The sequence below is a fragment of the Micromonospora alfalfae genome (assembly GCF_022230925.1).
Taxonomy (GTDB): Bacteria; Actinomycetota; Actinomycetes; order Mycobacteriales; family Micromonosporaceae; genus Micromonospora; species Micromonospora alfalfae.
Window position 1 is genome coordinate 143,810 of sequence record NZ_JAKKFH010000006.1, and the last position, 16,352, is coordinate 160,161.

General features: G+C 72.3%; 15 protein-coding genes. 4 read left to right on the forward strand and 11 right to left on the reverse strand.

Annotation, left to right across the window (positions count from 1 at the left end; genetic code table 11):
* Nucleotides 1-109 precede the first annotated feature (109 nt).
* The 5 genes from MED01_RS05365 to MED01_RS05385 form a co-directional block, all read right to left on the reverse strand.
* Nucleotides 110-460, reverse strand: a complete 351-nt coding sequence (locus tag MED01_RS05365; RefSeq protein ID WP_238667414.1) for a DUF2203 domain-containing protein — start codon at nt 458-460, stop codon at nt 110-112.
* 46 nt (nt 461-506) lie between these two features.
* Nucleotides 507-1,325, reverse strand: a complete 819-nt coding sequence (gene proC / locus MED01_RS05370) for a pyrroline-5-carboxylate reductase (protein WP_238667415.1) — start codon at nt 1,323-1,325, stop codon at nt 507-509.
* A 72-nt stretch (nt 1,326-1,397) separates the two neighbouring features.
* Nucleotides 1,398-2,426: a 6-phosphofructokinase gene (locus tag MED01_RS05375; RefSeq protein ID WP_091408060.1), complete on the reverse strand. Its 1,029-nt coding sequence runs from the start codon at nt 2,424-2,426 to the stop codon at nt 1,398-1,400.
* A 162-nt stretch (nt 2,427-2,588) separates the two neighbouring features.
* Complete coding sequence (locus MED01_RS05380) at nt 2,589-3,092, reverse strand: pyridoxamine 5'-phosphate oxidase family protein (RefSeq protein ID WP_238667416.1); 504 nt, start codon at nt 3,090-3,092, stop codon at nt 2,589-2,591.
* A gap of 78 nt (nt 3,093-3,170) precedes the next feature.
* Nucleotides 3,171-3,668 (reverse strand): polyadenylate-specific 3'-exoribonuclease AS, encoded by a 498-nt coding sequence (locus MED01_RS05385; protein ID WP_091407578.1) that lies wholly within the window; start codon nt 3,666-3,668, stop codon nt 3,171-3,173.
* Nucleotides 3,669-3,937: 269 nt separating this feature from the next.
* Between MED01_RS05385 and MED01_RS05390 the strand changes: the two genes are divergently transcribed.
* On the forward strand, nt 3,938-4,630 hold the full coding sequence (locus MED01_RS05390) for a Crp/Fnr family transcriptional regulator (protein WP_091407574.1): 693 nt from the start codon (nt 3,938-3,940) through the stop codon (nt 4,628-4,630).
* 186 nt (nt 4,631-4,816) lie between these two features.
* Here MED01_RS05390 and MED01_RS05395 read toward each other — a convergent pair whose 3' ends face one another.
* Nucleotides 4,817-5,074 (reverse strand): hypothetical protein, encoded by a 258-nt coding sequence (locus tag MED01_RS05395; RefSeq protein WP_084597913.1) that lies wholly within the window; start codon nt 5,072-5,074, stop codon nt 4,817-4,819.
* 137 nt (nt 5,075-5,211) lie between these two features.
* On the opposite strand from MED01_RS05395, the gene MED01_RS05400 reads away from it, so the two are divergent.
* Entirely contained in the window at nt 5,212-8,703 is a 3,492-nt protein-coding gene (locus tag MED01_RS05400) for an AAA family ATPase (protein WP_238667486.1), read from the forward strand.
* A gap of 28 nt (nt 8,704-8,731) precedes the next feature.
* Here MED01_RS05400 and MED01_RS05405 read toward each other — a convergent pair whose 3' ends face one another.
* Complete coding sequence (locus MED01_RS05405; protein WP_238667417.1) at nt 8,732-9,424, reverse strand: lysophospholipid acyltransferase family protein; 693 nt, start codon at nt 9,422-9,424, stop codon at nt 8,732-8,734.
* A gap of 325 nt (nt 9,425-9,749) precedes the next feature.
* On the opposite strand from MED01_RS05405, the gene MED01_RS05410 reads away from it, so the two are divergent.
* Nucleotides 9,750-10,601 (forward strand): DUF308 domain-containing protein, encoded by an 852-nt coding sequence (locus tag MED01_RS05410; protein WP_238667418.1) that lies wholly within the window; start codon nt 9,750-9,752, stop codon nt 10,599-10,601.
* Nucleotides 10,602-10,760: 159 nt separating this feature from the next.
* Complete coding sequence (locus MED01_RS05415) at nt 10,761-12,257, forward strand: alpha,alpha-trehalose-phosphate synthase (UDP-forming) (RefSeq protein WP_238667487.1); 1,497 nt, start codon at nt 10,761-10,763, stop codon at nt 12,255-12,257.
* Between the two features lie 19 nt (nt 12,258-12,276).
* Here MED01_RS05415 and MED01_RS05420 read toward each other — a convergent pair whose 3' ends face one another.
* From MED01_RS05420 to MED01_RS05435, 4 genes are all read right to left on the reverse strand, one after another.
* Entirely contained in the window at nt 12,277-13,071 is a 795-nt protein-coding gene (locus MED01_RS05420) for an alpha/beta hydrolase (RefSeq protein ID WP_091408054.1), read from the reverse strand.
* A 79-nt stretch (nt 13,072-13,150) separates the two neighbouring features.
* Complete coding sequence (locus MED01_RS05425) at nt 13,151-14,557, reverse strand: flavin-containing monooxygenase (RefSeq protein WP_238667419.1); 1,407 nt, start codon at nt 14,555-14,557, stop codon at nt 13,151-13,153.
* A gap of 117 nt (nt 14,558-14,674) precedes the next feature.
* Nucleotides 14,675-15,367, reverse strand: coding sequence for an endonuclease/exonuclease/phosphatase family protein (locus MED01_RS05430; RefSeq protein WP_372493586.1), 693 nt, complete (start codon nt 15,365-15,367; stop codon nt 14,675-14,677).
* 11 nt (nt 15,368-15,378) lie between these two features.
* Nucleotides 15,379-16,326 carry an ROK family glucokinase gene (locus tag MED01_RS05435; protein WP_238667420.1) on the reverse strand — a complete coding sequence of 316 codons (948 nt, stop codon included), beginning with the start codon at nt 16,324-16,326 and terminating at the stop codon, nt 15,379-15,381.
* Between the last annotated feature and the right edge of the window lie 26 nt (nt 16,327-16,352).

A 16,352-nucleotide genomic window follows, 5' to 3' on the forward strand; every position in this document is an offset into this window, starting at 1 on the left:
GACTTTCAGGATCCCGAGTGGATCAAGCCCTCAACCCGGCGGCCTCGCTCCGCCTCGGCGCGGGCCAGCACGGCAGGCCGCGCGGGCCCCGGCGCCAGGGCCTGGGGGGTCAGAGGGGGCGGCGGCCGGCGAAGCCGCACTCTGCGCGGTGGTACCAGCGCACGTCGGAGTCGCCCTCCAACCAGCACCAGAGCACGGCGCGGCCGGCCCGCTCACCGGGAAAGTCCAGCAGCACCGGAGCGATGCCCTTGACCTGGATGTCGTGCTGGTGCAGCTCGTCGACGACGGCGTGCAGCCGAGCTTCCAGTGCCTTGTCCTCGGCCAGCCCGCCGAGCGCGCTCACGCCGTGGTCGGCCAGGTCGGCGCGCAACTCGGCCAGGTCGGCCCGGACCCGGATCAACTCGTCGACGCGTGGTTGCAGGGTGGCCACCAGGTGCCGGGCCTGGGCGAGTGTGAACACCGGGCCAGTATGCGGCACGCACTGCCCCGTGGCTCGCCCCGACCGCTCAGTCGGCCTGTGCCGCCAACTCGCGGGCGCGATCCCGGGCGGCCTCCAACGCGGCGAGCAGCGCCGCGCGTACGCCGTGCTTCTCCAGCTCACGAATCGCGGAGATGGTGGTGCCGGCCGGCGAGGTGACCGCCTCGCGCAGCTTGACGGGGTGCTCGCCGGAGTCGCGCAGCATCACCGCCGACCCGATCGCGGTCTGCACGATCAACTCGTGCGCCACCTGACGGGGCAGCCCGAGCAGGATCCCCGCGTCGATCATGGCTTCGACCAGCAGGTAGAAGTAGGCCGGGCCGGAGCCGGAGAGCGCGGTGACCGCGTCCTGCTGCGATTCGGGCACCCGGATCGTCTGGCCGAGCGGCTTGAACATCTCCTCGGCCAGCGTGAGGTGCGCCCCGGTGGCGTGCGCGCCGGCGGAGATCGCGGTCATCGCCTCGTCGACCAGCGCCGGGGTGTTGGTCATCACCCGCACCACAGGGGTGCCCTCGGGCAACCGGCGGCTGAAGAAGCTGGTGGGCAGACCTGCGCACAGCGAGATGACGAGCTTGTCGGCCGGCACCTTGGGGCCGATCTCGTCGAGGAGCGCGGCGGCGTCCTGCGGCTTGACCGAGACCGCGAGCACCGCCGCCTCGTCCACGGCGGTCAGGTTGTCGACCACCCGTACGCCGTACCGGGCGGTCAACTCCTGGGCGCGAGCGGGTCGGCGGGCGGTGGCCAGCAGCCGGTCCACCGGCCATCCCGAGCGCAGCAGCCCGGAGAGCATCAGCTCACCGATCTTGCCCGCGCCGATCACCGCGACCGTGTGCACTCCGGCTGACATGTCGGCCCGTACCCCCTCGCATTGGGTCGCGGCGCGGCGGACCCGCAGGCCCGCCGCGCCGCCGACGATCGATCAGCTGCCGAAGAAGACCTCGGCCTCGGCGTACCGCTCCAGCGGCACGGTCTTCAGCTCACGGGTGGCCTCGGCGAGGGGCACCCGGACGATGTCGGTGCTCTGCATCGCGACCATCTTGCCCCAGTCGCCGTCGTTGACAGCGTCGATGGCCTGCAGGCCCAGGCGGGTGGCGAGCACCCGGTCGAAGGCGGTCGGGGTGCCACCGCGCTGGATGTGGCCCAGCACCACGGTGCGGGCCTCCTTGCCGGTCTTGGCCTCCAGCTGCTCGGCGAGCCACTGGCCGATGCCGCCGAGGCGGACGTGGCCGAACGAGTCGAGCTCCTGGTTGGCGAGCACCATCTGGCCGTCGAGCGGCTGGGCGCCCTCGGCGACCACGACGATCGGGGCGTACTGGTGCTGGAAGCGCTTCTCGACGTAGCCGGCCACCTGGTCGACGTCGAACTGACGCTCGGGCAGCAGGATCACGTTCGCGCCGCCGGCAAGACCGGCGTGCAGGGCGATCCAGCCGGCGTGCCGGCCCATCACCTCGACGACCAGGGTGCGGTGGTGGCTCTCCGCGGTGGTGTGCAGGCGGTCGATGGCCTCCATCGCGATGTTGACAGCGGTGTCGAAGCCGAAGGTGTAGTCGGTGGCACCGAGGTCGTTGTCGATCGTCTTCGGCACGCCGACGACGTGCACGCCCAGCTCGTAGAGCTTGGTGGCCACGCCGAGGGTGTCCTCGCCGCCGATCGCGATCAGCGCGTCCACGCCCTGGGCGGCGAGGTTGTCCTTGATCCGCTCGACGCCGTTCTCGATCTTGAACGGGTTGGTCCGGGACGAGCCGAGGATGGTGCCGCCGCGGGGCAGGATGCCGCGAACGTCGGCGATGTCCAGCGGGCGGGACAGACCCTCGAGCGGGCCCTTCCAGCCGTCCCGGAAGCCCACGAACTCGTGACCGTAAGTGGCGACGCCCTTGCGGACCACCGCCCGGATGACCGCGTTGAGACCGGGGCAGTCGCCGCCGCCGGTGAGCACGCCGATACGCATGATCCGCTCATCCTCCTGGAGCATCAGGTAAAGCCCGATATGCCCCAGGGTATGTGTCAGGTCAGACCATCGGCGCCGTTGCCGGCCCGGGGCGGGCCGTCACTGCGAACTGTAGTCGGCCCGCCGGTACGACGACAGCGCGCCCCGGGCACCCACCCCCGGTCAGTAGGTCACCTCGTGGTTCTCGCCGGCCTTCGGTGGCCGGCCGGTGACGGCGGCCCTCGCGTAGTCGAGCAGGTTCACCACGGTGCTGTTCGGCGAGTCCCAGTACTCGGCGGAGCTGGCGTGCACCTTGATCAGCGTGAGACCGGAGGTGTCCAGCCCGTCGGGGAACCACGCCTTGAGCAGCGGGTTCCACAGCCGCTCGGCCCGGGCCCGGTCGAACCCCTCGGTGGCGGTGCCGGAGATCGACACCCAGGCGTTGTGCCTCTGGTCGGAGAAGGCGACGTTGACCTCCGGGTTCACCCGGATCTGGCGGACCTTGGCCGAGTCGGCGTAGGCGAAGAACCACAGCTCGCCGTCGAACTCGGCCTCCTGGAGCCCCATCGGTCGACTCACCTGCCGCCCGTCCAGAGCAGTGGTGGTGAGCATGCAGATCCGCGCGGCCCGGGCCAGGCCGGTGACCCGGGCGCGTGCCTCCGCGGCACTGCTCGGCTGGTCGCTCATGGCAATCTCCCTCGGCTCGGCTGGTCGAACCGTTGCCCGGGACAGAACCGGTCAAACCTACGGCGGCGCGGCCACCGGTCAACGGGCTGTCATCGCCCGCCAGCGGGCCAGATTGTGCCGGGCGTCGACCAGAGCGTCGTGCCGGGCCGCGTCCGCGTCCGGCAGGGGCGGCCGACCCCGGTCGTCCCAGAGCTGCCGCAGCTCCTTGGTGTAGCGGGGAATCTCCCGGGGCAGCGCCGGCATCGCGCCCCAGAGCTGGGCGAGCACCACGTGGTCGTACGCGGCGAACCAGGCCCACAGCTCCAACTGCTCCCCCGGCCGGTCCCGGATCGGCTCCATCAGGAAGTCGTACAGGTCGTCGCGGATGCGCTCACGTGAGCGCCAGGCCCGGTCCGCCGGGGAGGGCAGCTTGTCCAGCACGTTGCGTCGAACCCAGGGCACGGCGCGGGAGTCGTCGAACTCGGTGGAGACCGCGTAGAACTCGCGGCCGTACTCGTCGACGACACCGATCGAGACGAGGTCGACTGTCGTGCCGTCCTCGATGAACTCGCAGTCGTAGAAGTAGCGGTAGACCATTCCGGGCATCCTCGCCCACCGCCGGGCGGCCGCGTCCGGCGGGGCCCGCCCGGAGGGCGACCGGGTCACGGCGACACCTCGTGAACGGCGCGTCGCAGCTCGTGACGGTCACGGAAGTGCTTCGAGGGGTGTACAGCAAGCGACCGGACCGTCATGATCTGATGTGTACCGCTACCGGACGCCGAATCGGTGTCAGTTCACCTTGTCGGGGCCCATCAGGTTCGCCCGGTGAGCGAGTTGTGGTCCATGACCGGGGGAGGGGTTGGGCCGTGGAGGTTCGCCTGCCGGAGCCGGGTGACGCGCTCACGGGTGTTGAGATGTTCGCCGGGCTGGAGCCCGAGGTGCGGCAGCGCGTCATCGCTGCCGCCGTTCCGCGCACCTACCGCAAGGGCCAACTGCTCTTCGTGGAGAACGACCCCGGCGAGTCCCTGATCGTGCTTCGCCGCGGCGCGGTGGCGGTCTTCCGCACCGCACCCACCGGCGAGCGGGCAGTGCTGTCGGTTATCCGTCCACCGGACGTGCTCGGTGAGGTCTCCCTGCTCGACGCGTCCACCCGGTCCGCCTCGGCGGAGGCCATCGAGGACTGCGCGGCGCTCGCGCTCTCGCGGGGCGCGTTCATGGAGCTGGTGCACTCCAACCCCCGCATCCTGGACGCGGTTATGCGCTCACTGGGCGGGCTGATCCGCCGGCTCACCGAGCAGAACGCCGACCACGTCTTCCTCGACCTGCCTGGTCGGGTGGCGAAGACGCTGGTGCGGCTGGCCGGCGAGAGCCAGGCACCGATGATCACGATCGAGCTCAACCAGAGCCAACTGGCCGAGATGGCCGGTGGTTCACGACAGAGCGTCAACCAGGCGATCGGCTCGTTCGCCAGCCGTGGCTGGCTGCGTACCGAGGGCCGCCGGATCGTGGTGACCGACGTGGCAGCGCTGCGCCGCCGCGCCGGCATGGCCGACCGCTGACCGACCGGCCCGCGCCGGCCGTCCCGACGACCCGGTCTCCGGTGTGGACGCCCGTCATCCGTTGCCGGCCAACCCACCCGCGCGCACTGCTGATGCCGGCCGCCACTGGCAACCGGCATCAACGAACGGGCTGGACAGACGGGTGCGGCCGGTGGACCGATGGCCCGCCGACCGCACCCGGGAAAATCAGTTCTCCGTGCTGTCGGCCGGCGGCGCACCCGGCCCCGGCCCGATCTTCTTCGGATCGGTCGGCTTACCAGCCGTGGACGTGCTCGACGAGGTGGTCGTGGTCTCCCCCGACCCGCCCGACTGACCCTCAGGCTCTTCCACCATGCCCTGCTCCTCCAGTTCGGCGAGAGTGACCGCATCGACGTCGATCGTGTCCCCCGGCGCCCACAGCGTGCCACCCGGATCGGTCCACGAGGCGGACAGTCGTACCTGCACGGCACTCTCCCTGACATGAAACTTCCTGGTACGGAACACTAACCCCGACCGATCGATGCCGTTGCCCGTCCGCACGTCGGGTACCCGACTGGGCCGATCGGCCGTGATACTGACCTCTTTCGCCGACGGAGCTGAACATCGACCTCAAGTGTGGACACTGCGCACGCGCGGCCGGGCCGGACGACCGCTTCTGCGGCGGGTGTGGCCAGCCGCTCGGGGTCAACTGTGCGCACTGCGGGCATGCCAACAGCACCGAGGTCAATTTCTGCACCAGCTGCGGTCAACCGCTGCGGGACCACGCCGTCGCGGTGCAGGAGGACCGGCGTCAGGTCAGCGTGCTCTTCGTCGACATAGTGGACTTCACCAGCTACGCGGAGCGGGCCGACCCGGAGCAGGCCCGCGGTCTGCAACAGACCTACTTCGCCACCGTCCGCCGGATCGTGCACCAGTACGGCGGGGTGGTCGAGAAGTACATCGGCGACGCGGCGATGGCGCTGTTCGGCGCGCCGGTGGCCACCGACAACGACGCTCTGCGGTGCGTCCGCGCCGGTCTGGAGCTGCAACGGAGCCTGGCCCGCCAGCCCGCCGGTCCGCAGCCGCCGCTGAGATTCCGGGTCGGCATCGCGACCGGCGAGGCCCTGGTCGACCTCTCCGCCACCCGCGACGGTGGGCAGGCCTTCGTGACCGGCGACGTTGTCAACACCGCTTCCCGTCTACAGGGGTTCGCCCCGCCGGGTGGTGTCGTCGTCGACGAGAGCACCTGGTCGGCAACCCGACACGAGATGGAGTACGCCGACCAACCACCTGTCACCCTGCGCGGCCGGTCCGCGGTGAGCCGGATCTGGCTGGCCGTCCAGGTGCGACCGCACCGGGACCCGCGCGGCGCCGAACTGACCCCGATGGTGGACCGGGAACACGAGCGCGGCCTGCTGGTCAACGCGCTGCACCGGATGGTGACCGAGCGAACCTCCCAGTTGGTGACGGTGTTCGGCCCGGCCGGTGTGGGCAAGAGCCGGCTGTTGCGCGAACTGGCCCGGCACGCCGGCAGCCTGCCCGGTCCGCCGATCACCTGGCTCGTCGGGCAGTGCCCGCCGTTCGGCGAGAACGTCACCTGGGCCGCCCTGTCCGACATCGTGAAGACCTGGGTGGGCGTGCCGGAGGTCGACGACCCGGTTGCGCTGCGCGAGCGGCTGCGCTCCCGGCTGGGGCAGCTCGCCGACCCGCACGCGACCCGGCTGGCCGAGGCGCTCGGGCCGCTGATCGGCGTACCCGGTGAACGGCTCACCCCCGGTGAGACCGAGGCCGCCTGGCGGCGGTTCCTGCTCGCCCTGGCGACCACCGGCCCGACCGTGCTGGTCTTCGAGGACATGCACTGGGCCGACCAGGCGATGCTCGCCTTCGTCGAGCAGTTGGGCGCGTCAGCGCGCGGCGTACCGCTGCTGGTCGTCGCCACCGCCCGGCCGGAGCTGCGGGAACGACACCCGGCCTGGACCGGCACGATCAGTGGCGCGATGTCCATCTCGGTGCCGCCGATGCACGACACCGACATCGACACGCTCTACTCGCTGCTCCTCGGGCAGGCGACGCTGCCCTCCAGCTCGCGTACCCCGTTGATCGAGTTCGCCGACGGCAACCCGCTCTACGCTCAGGAGTACGCCCGGATGCTGCTGGACGGCGGCCTGCTCGACGCTGTCGGTTCGGCCGCCCGACCCGACCTCGACGGTGGCGCGGAGATGCCCCGCACCGTGCAGGCGGTCATCGCCAACCGGCTCGACCTGCTGGACCCGGCCGACCGGGCGGTGCTCCAGGCCGCCGCCGTGGTCGGCGTGGTGTTCTGGGCCGCGCCGGTGGCGATGGCGTTGGGACGGCCGGTGGAGTGGGTGGAGCGTGCGCTGGACCGCCTGCAACGCCGCGACCTGGTGTACGAGCAGAGCACGTCGACGATGCCCGGCCAGCCCGAGTACCGGTTCCGGCACATCCTGGTGCGTGACGTCTGCTACCAGCGGCTGCCCAGGGCCGAACGGGTGCTGCGCCACCAACGCACCGCCGACTGGATGGCACAGCTCACCGACGGCCGGCAGTACGACCTGGCCGAGGTGCTGGCCAACCATCGCTGGGCGGCGCACGAGATCGCCCGGACTGTCGGGTTGGACACCGCCCCCTACGCCCCGCCGGCGCGGGCCGCGCTGCACCGGGCGGCCCGCCGCGCGTACGAGCTGCACGCGCTGGACACCGCCGCCGCGCTGGTGGGCCGGGCGCTGGCCCTGGACGTCGGGCCCGACCCGGCGCTGGAGCTGTTCGACGCCGAGCTGGCGTTCTATCGGGACGGGGACGCCTTCCTGGTGGCGGGGGGCACCGACACCCTGACCCGGCTGGCCGCGCGGCTCACCACGAGCGGCGACCGGACGGGGGCGGCACGCGCCTGGACGCTGCTCGCCACCGCCGCCTGGAGTCGGGCCGACCGCTCGACGACGCTGCACTGCCTGGACCAGGCGATCGGCATCTACGGCGACCTACCGGACAGTCAGGAGAAGGCGGGCGCCCTACTGGAGCTGGCCCGGGTGCACATGCTCAACGCGGAGACCGAGCCGGCGTGCACCGCGGCGCGGGCGGCAGCGACCCTGGCCGAGCGGCTCCAGCTGCGCGAGGTCCAGGCCAACGCGCGGATCACCCTGGCCGTGGCGCGCTACCTGGCCGGCTCCGCCGAGGCGTTCCCGGAGCTGGCGAAGGTGACCGAGCACTGCCGGGTGGAGCGGCTGACCAGTCGACGCCGGGCGGTGCAGAACCTGGCCTGGGCGTTGCAGGAGGAGGGCGACCTGGCCGGCTCGGCCCGGTTGGTCGACGAGCAGCTCACCCTCGACCTGGGCGGTGAGCACAGCCTCGCCACCAGCTTCGCCGACCAGTGGGCGCGGTCGTACTACGCGGGTGACTGGACGGCGGCGCTGGCGATGGCGGCGGAGTCGACCCGACGGCCGACCGCGGAGTGGGATCTGCACATCGTGGCGGTCTCGGGTTGGATGCGCGGGCTGGCCGGAGCCGAGCTGGTCGGACCCGACGGGCCCGACGAAACTGCGGGGCCGGACGCAACGGGTGGGGATCTGGTCGAGCAGGCGCTGGTCGCGGCGCGACGCACCGGATTCCACCGGGTGCTGCGCTCCACCCTGGCGCACGCCGCTCTCTGTCGGGCGGTGCAGGGCCGCCGCGCCGAGGCGATGGCGCTGCTCACCGAGTTGGACGAGGACTGGCAACGGACCCGGATGATTCCGTTCGCGGAGTGGGTGCCAGCCGTCGGGCACGTCGCCGGGGTGCTCGGCGCGGACGCGGCCCGGCTGGTCCGGCAACTGCTCGACCGGGCACCCCGGATGACCCCGTGGGCTCACGCGGCCGGTCAGGTCGCCGACGCCACGTTGGCCCGGCACGCCGGGGACGCCTCGACAGCGGGGAACCTGTTGCGCTCGGCGGCGGCGAGCTACGCCCGGATGGCCGACGTGACCGACGAGGTCATCACGCTGGCGCTGGCCGTCGGCCCGCTGGCCGAGACCGACCCACAGGCCGCCGCGGCGACCCGTGCCCGCCTGCACGGCTTCGCCACCCACCACCACGCCCCCGCCCTGCTCCACCTGCCCTGAGCGCCGAGCGGGCCGGCACGGCGGTGACTCAGGCGGCCAGCGGCGTCGGGACGGGCTGCTTGAGCTTCTGGGCGTAGACGTCGACGTACTCCCGACCGGAGAGCTCCATCAACTCGTACATGATCTCGTCGGTGACAGCGCGCTCGACGAACCGGTCGCCGGCCAGCCCGGCGTAGCGGGAGAAGTCCAGCGGCGCCCCGAAGCGGATCCTCACCCGGTCGATCCTGGGGATGAGCTTGCCCGGCGGCTGGATCTCGTCGGCGTTGAGCATCGCCACCGGCACCACCACCGCGCCGCTCTCCAGGGCGAGCCGGGCCACCCCGGTCTTGCCCCGGTAGAGCCGCCCGTCCGGGGAGCGGGTGCCCTCGGGGTAGATGCCGGCCACTCCCCCGGCCCGCAGCACCTGCAACTGGGTGTCCAGGGCGGCGCGCGCGGCCCGGCCACCGGAGCGGTCCACCGGAATCGTGCCGGTGCCGACGAAGAACATCCTGGTCAGCCAGCCCTTGATTCCCTTGCCGGTGAAGTACTCGGCCTTGGCGACGAAGGTGACCTTCCGGGCGGTGATCAACGGCGTGAAGATCGAGTCGGAGAAGGAGAGGTGGTTGCTCGCGAGGATCACCGGACCGGTCGCCGGCACGTTGCGCAGGCCCTCCACCTGCGGGCGGAAGATCAGCTTGAGCAGCGGACCGAGGATGACGTACTTCAGCAGCCAGTAGAGCACCGGCGTCCTTTCCCGTGGTGTGCCCGCGACAGCGCCAGCCGTCGTCGCCGCCGAGCCTACGAAGCGAGCGCTCTCACCACAACGGACGACGTTCCGGGGCTGAGGCATCGAGCCGTCCCGCGATCACCGAGATCGCACTTGTCGCGCAAGAACGGACAAAGGAGCCCCGCCGCGACCTGCGGGAGCAGCCGTGACTTTGGAAGACGCGACACAACGCACTCCCGGAACCATGCCCTGACGTGTCACGATTCAGAGCACGGCGTGCGGACTGGCGCCGAAGGGCTGCGGTGGCCGCGCCGGAAGGCGCGTTAAGGGGGATGTCCGGGTGTCAGCGGGTGGGGCCCGCCGGGGACGGCGGGACAACGGGCTCGACGCGAACGAGTACGCCGTCGTCGGCGATGTCGATCCGCGCGTCGGTGAGCACCTGCTCGACGTGCTGGCCGCCGGCGGGATCGCCGCCTACCTCCAGCCCTCCGCCGACCTCAACCCGGTCACCCGCACCACCACGGTGCCGGCCCGGCCGGTCGACAGGCTCTACGTCGACCGCTCGCACCTGACCACCGCCCGGGACTACCTCACCCAGCTCGCCGACGAGACCGCTCCGGAGCAGCCACCGGCTCGCGACGAACCGGACATCGACGCCGAGTGGGCGCGGATCGTGGCGGGTTTCCACACCACCTCCACGCCCGGTGACCACCCGTGGCCGGCCTCGGAGGACGTGGACGAACGGGACAGCCGGGACGAGCCGACCTCCGGGCCGCTGGCCCGCTCCGGCACCGACGAACCCGGTCCGACAGCCACCGACGTTCGCCGGCTGCCGTCCGCGACGGACATCTCCGGGATCTCCGTCGGGCGCGGCACCCGACCGGACGAGCCGTCGCTGCTGGACGGGTTGGACACCTTCGGCGCCGACCTGCCCGACGACGAGGACGACGAGGGCTACCACCCGCCGCCACCGCCACCGCTGCCGCGGGTCAGCAAGTACGCGGTGATCGGCGTGCTCGGGGTGGTCGTCGGGTTCGTGCTGTTCCTCTTCCCGTGGCTGCTCCCGATCGACCGCTCTGCGGTCACGCTGTTCGGCTTCACCGGCATCCTGGCCGGTTTCGTCACGCTGATCTGGCGGCTGCGTCCCGGCGACGAGGAAGACGACGACCCGGACAACGGCGCCGTCGTCTGACGGTCGGCCCGCATCCCGGGACAGCAGCGCCCCGCCGGGTGCGTAACAGTGGTGTAACTTACTGTCAGTAGGAATACCGCTGTACGTCACTTCCCCCGCTGACTGACCGGTTTTTCCTTGCTCGCGGCGGTCAGTCCTCTGCTGATCGGAATGCCCGAGATGCGACAGAGTTCTCTCGTGGTGGTGGCCAACCGCCTCCCCATCGACGACAACCAGGCCCCGGACGGGGCCTGCGAGTGGCGGCGCAGCCCGGGCGGGTTGGTCAGCGCGCTGCACCCGCTCCTGCGGCACACCCCGGCGACCTGGGTCGGCTGGGCCGGTGGCACCGGGCCGGCCCCCGCCCTGCCGGACGTCGACGGCGTGCGGATGCACACCGTCGCGCTCAGCCCGGAAGACCTGCGCGACCACTACGAGGGGTTCGCCAACGCCACCCTCTGGCCGCTCTACCACGACTCCGTGGAACAGCCGCAGCACCACCGCCGGTGGTGGGAGGCGTACCAGCGGGTCAACCAGCGCTTCGCCGAGGCGACAGCGGAGGTCGCCGAGCCGGGCGCCGTGGTCTGGGTGCAGGATTACCACCTGCAACTGGTCCCCGGTCTGCTGCGCGCGCTCCGCCCGGACCTGCGCATCGGGTTCTTCCTGCACGTGCCGTTCCCGCCACCGGAGCTGTTCATGCAACTGCCCCGCCGGGCCGAACTGCTGCGCGGCATGCTCGGCGCCGACCTGGTCGGCTTCCAGCGGGTGCAGGCGGCGCACAACTTCGCCCAGTTGGTGACCCGGGTGCTGGAGCTGCCGGCCACCGACCGGCGGATCGGCATCGACGACCGGGTCGTCCGTATCGGCGCGTTCCCGGTCTCCATCGACACCGCCGAGATGGCAGCGCTCGCCGACCGCCCGGACGTGGCCGCCCGGGCCCACCGGCTCCGTCAGGACCTCGGCGATCCCCGGCAGGTGGTCCTCAGCGTGGACCGGATGGACTACACAAAGGGCATCGAGCAGCGCCTGAAGGCGTACAGCGAGTTGCTCGCCAGCGGTGACGTCAAGGTCCGCGACACGGTGCTGGTGCAGGTCGCCATGCCGAGCCGGGAACGTGTCGGCCAGTACCAGATCCTGCGCGAGCGCATCGAACGCGAGGTCGGCCGGATCAATGGCGAGTTCGGCCGGGTCGGTGAGCCCGCGATCCACTACCTCACCCAACCCTTCGACCGGGCCGAGCTGGCCGCTCTCTACCGGGTCGCCGACGTGATGGCGGTGACCCCGCTGCGCGACGGAATGAACCTGGTCGCCAAGGAGTACGTGGCCGCGCGGGTCGACGACACCGGCGCACTGCTGCTCAGCGAGTTCGCCGGCACCGCCGCCGAACTGTCCCAGGCGTACCTGGTCAACCCGCACGACCTGGAAGGGCTCAAGCAGGGCCTGCGCGCGGCGCTGCGGGCCGACCCGGCCGACACCACCCAGCGGATGCGGGCCATGCGCGCCCACCTGCACCAACACGACATCCGGGCGTGGGCCCGCTCCTACCTGCGCGCCCTGGACGAGGGCGGGGGCCTGGTCAGTCGCCTGACCAGCACCGACACCGGCTCCGACGGCGGCGCTCGGGTGCCCCGGCCGGCCACCCCGGCCGGCAGCCCGGCCGTCCACCAGGCCGGCGGCTGAGCGCCGACGGCCTGGCCTCTCAGTGCGCCACCGGCTCCTTCTCCAGCCAGTCCAGGATCGCGTCGATCGGCTCCGCCCACCGCGCGTCCAGCATCAGGTCGTGGCCCATTCCGGGAAAGAGCAGCGGGGCCGACCCGTACCGGCGGGCCACCCGGGTCAATGTCGACGCCGGCACCACCCGGTCGTCCGGGCTGCCCAGCACCAACACCGGGGGCGCGCCCACGGCCGGCTCGGCCTCCGGCTCGCCCAGCAGCGCCCACTGGGCCCGCCGACCCGCCCGACCGAGGCGTCCGACATACCGCCGGGCCTCCTCGTCGGGCAACTCGCGGCTGAACAGCTGCCCCCGGTTGAGCCGCAACGGCCCACCGAACACCGCCGGCAACGTGCCCGCCGGGTTGCGGCGCAACGCCGCGCCCAGCACCCCCCAGCCGCCGAAGACCGGCGCCACCAGCACCGCGCCCCGCGCCGGGTAGCGGGCCAACGCGTGTGCCACCACCAGGGCCCCGGCGCCGTGCCCCACCAGCACCGCCTGCCGCGGCAGGCTCGCCGCCACCTGGACCACGTCGTGGGCGTACGCCCGCAGCGTCGCCTCCGGCGCCGGCTCGCTGCCACCGTGCCCGCGCAGGCTCACCGCGTACGCCGGGAACCCGCGCGACGCCACGTGACCCAACCAGTGCTCGGCGAACGCCCACGCGCCGTGCCCGAACCCGGGGACGAACAGCAGCGGCGGCCGCCCCTCCTCCAGCTCGGGGACCGCGCTGAGCACCTCCCGCCGGGCCGGCCGTACCGGCCGGGACCACTCCCGGCCCCGCATGATCCGCAGCTCGCTACTAGCGCTCACCGTGCCAGCCTTTCGTTCGCGACTGCGGGGCTCGCAAGCTCACTCCTCGCGCTCACTTGCCCTCCAGCTCGACCAGGGCGCGTTGGATGGCGCGCAGGTAGTCGGCGTGCCCGACCTCGAACCAGTGCCGGCTGCTGTCCTTGACCGGCCCGGAGTACCGCTCCCCCGCCCGCTCCCGCACCCGAGACGCGAACGCGGTGGCCCGTTCCGGCCGGTCCCGACGGGCCTGGAGCAGCCTGGCGAAGAGCACCGTCTGCCAGTGCGACAGGGTGAACAACCCGGAGTCAGGTTGCAGCAGGCCGGCGACGGCCAGGGTCGGATGCCCCGGGGTGAACGCGTTGAGCCACAGTGTGGGCCGGCCCGTGCCCGCGCTGTCGGCGAACACCGACGCGTCGAGGAACTCGAAGCGCGGCAGGTAACCGGTGGCGAAGACGACCACCTCGGGGTCGATCTCGCGGCCGTCGGCCAACTCCACCGCGTACGGGTGGAACCGGGCGACGTCCGGCACCGGGCCGATCCCGCCGTGGCCCACGTAGTACACGAGCTGACTGTTCGCGATCGGGTGCGTCTCGTACACCCGGTGGTCGGGCTTGGGCAGGCCGAAGCGGGTCAGGTCGCCGACGGTCAGCCGCAGCGTCCAGTGGTAGAGCCACTGCCGCACCCGCAGCGGCACCCGCAGCGCCAACAGGCTGTCGTTCACCTGGTCGGCGGGGCGACCGAGCACGTACTTCGGCGCGTACCAGTAGCCCCGGCGGGTGGAGTGCCAGCAGCGCGACGCCTGCTGGGCGGCCTCGACAGCGATGTCGCAGCCGGTGTTGCCGGCACCGACCACCAGCACCCGCTTGCCGCGCAGCTGCGCCGGGTCCTTGTAGGACGAGGCGTGCATGATCTCGCCGCGGAACTCCTCCAGGCCCTCGTAGCGGGGCAGCTTCGGCGACCAGTTGTGGCCGTTGGCGATCACCACGGCGGCGTACCGGGCGGTGCGCTCGGGGCCGTACCCGCCGGTGGAGCGGGTGGTCACGTCCCACCGGTCCCCGTCGACGGGCTCGACCCGGATCACCTCGGTGCCGAACCAGATGTGCGAACGCAGGTCGAAGTGGTCGGCGTACCGCTCGAAGTAGGACAGCAGCTGACCGTGGTGCGGGTAGTCCGGCCAGGAGTCCGGCATCGGGAAGTCGGGGAACTGGGTGAACGGCTTCGACGAGATCAGGTGGGTGCTGGCGTACACCGGGCTGCGGTCGTGCCGCCAGTTCCAGGCGCCGCCGACGCCCGTCTCCCGCTCGTAGCAGTCCACGCCGAACCCGTGCTCGCGCAGGTTCTTGATGGCCGTCAGGCCGCTGGCCCCGGCCCCGATGACGCAGACCGTGTCGCCCCGGTCGGAGACCGGGCGGCCGTCGCTGTTCGCCGCGGGCGAGGTCGCCTCCGGGTCGGGCCGGCCGTGGTCGGTGGAGGTGGACACCGGGGACATCTCCTTTTGGTACGGCAGGCGTGCCGGTCGCCGCGAAATCCTCTCCACAACCGGGCCGGATGTCCAGTCCTGAGCCGGACGCGCCGACGGTCGAGCCGGGGTCGGGGGTCAGCCGGTGGTGGGTAGCAGCAGGTCGACCAGGACCGGGAAGTGGTCGCTGGCCCGGCGGGTCTGCGGGGTGTCCACCACGTCGTAGTCCACCACTGTGATCCGCCGGTCGACGAAGAGCGCGTCGATGCGTCGGCGCGGGTCGGCGCAGGAGTAGGTGAGCCGTTCGGCCCGGTCGGCCGCCACCGCCGCGTCGGTCAACCCGCGCGACACGGTGGCCCAGGCGGGCCCGTCCGGCCCCTCGTTGAGGTCCGCCCCGGCCAGCACCGGGCTGGTTGCCGCGTCCAGGCCACGCTTGAACTCGGTGGCCTGGGAGGGCCGCTCGGCCGGGTCGGTGGACAGGTGCGACCCGGCGACTGTGAACCGGGCGTCACCGACCCGGCAGTCGGCGTACGCCGCGCCGCGCAGGTGCCGGCCGGGGGTCAGCGGAAAGCGCTGGCAGCGGGTGCCCAGCACCTGGACCCGCAGGCTGGTCAGGAGCAGGTTGCCCAGGGCCGGCAGCCCACCGGCGGCCACCACCAGACCGAACGACTCGGCCAACGTGGCGGACTTCTGTCGCCACCGGAACCGGCGCGGCCCCTCCTGCACGATCACCACGTCCGGCGTCGCGGCCCGGACCACCGCCGCCAGCGCGGCGGTGTCGTCGCGCTGGCTGTGGATGTTGTACGACACCACGCGCAGCGGCACGCCCATCCCGGACCGCCTCAGATCCGGCGGGCCAGGTCAGCGGCGCCAATCACCCCGGCGCTGTTGCCCAGCTCCGCCGGGAGCACCTCGGCCACCGGCAGGCGACCGCGCTGGGCGAGCGCGTCGAGGTACGAGCGGCGGGTGGGGCCGAGCAGCAGGTCACCGGCGTCGATCACGCCGCCGCCGACCACCAGGGTCTGCGGGTCGAGGATCTGCGCCATGTCGGCGAGGCTGGTGCCCAGCCACCGGCCGATCTGGGCGAACGCCTCGGCGGAGACCGGGTCGCCGCCCTGCGCGGCGGCGGTCACCATCGGGCCGGTGATCGCCTCGGCCTCCCCGCCGGCCAGCTTCAGCAGTGCGGTGGCCCGGTTGGGCTCCTGCCGGGCGCCGGCCCGGGCGAACCGCACCAGGGCGCTGCCGCTGGCGTACTGCTCGATGCAGCCCAGCCGGCCGCAGCCGCACTGGTGCCCGTCCGGCACGGCCAGCATGTGGCCCAACTCGGCGGCGATGCCGTGCGCGCCGCGCATCAGGTCGCCGCCGAGGACGATGCCGCCGCCCACACCGGTGCCGATGGTGAACATGATCATCGAGTCGTCGGCGTCGCGGGCCGCGCCGTAGCGGAACTCGGCCCACGCGGCGACGTTCCCGTCGTTCTCCACAATCACCGGCAGCTCGACGGCCTCGCTGACGTACTCGCGCAGCGGTTCGTCACGCCAGGCCAGGTTGGGAGCGAAGAGCACTGTCGAACGGCTGGCGTCGATCCAACCGGCCGCGCCGATGCCGACGGCCTCGATGGTCCGCCCGGCAGCCAGCTCGCCGACCAACTCGATGATGACGTCGCGGGTCTTCGCCACGTCATCGGCGGGAGTGTCCCGTCGGGTCTGCACGAGGACCGTGCCGGTGTCGTCCACGACACCGCCGGCCACCTTCGTGCCACCGACGTCGACTCCGATGGTCAGCGTCACCGCTACCGCCCCCCTCTGCTGTGCTG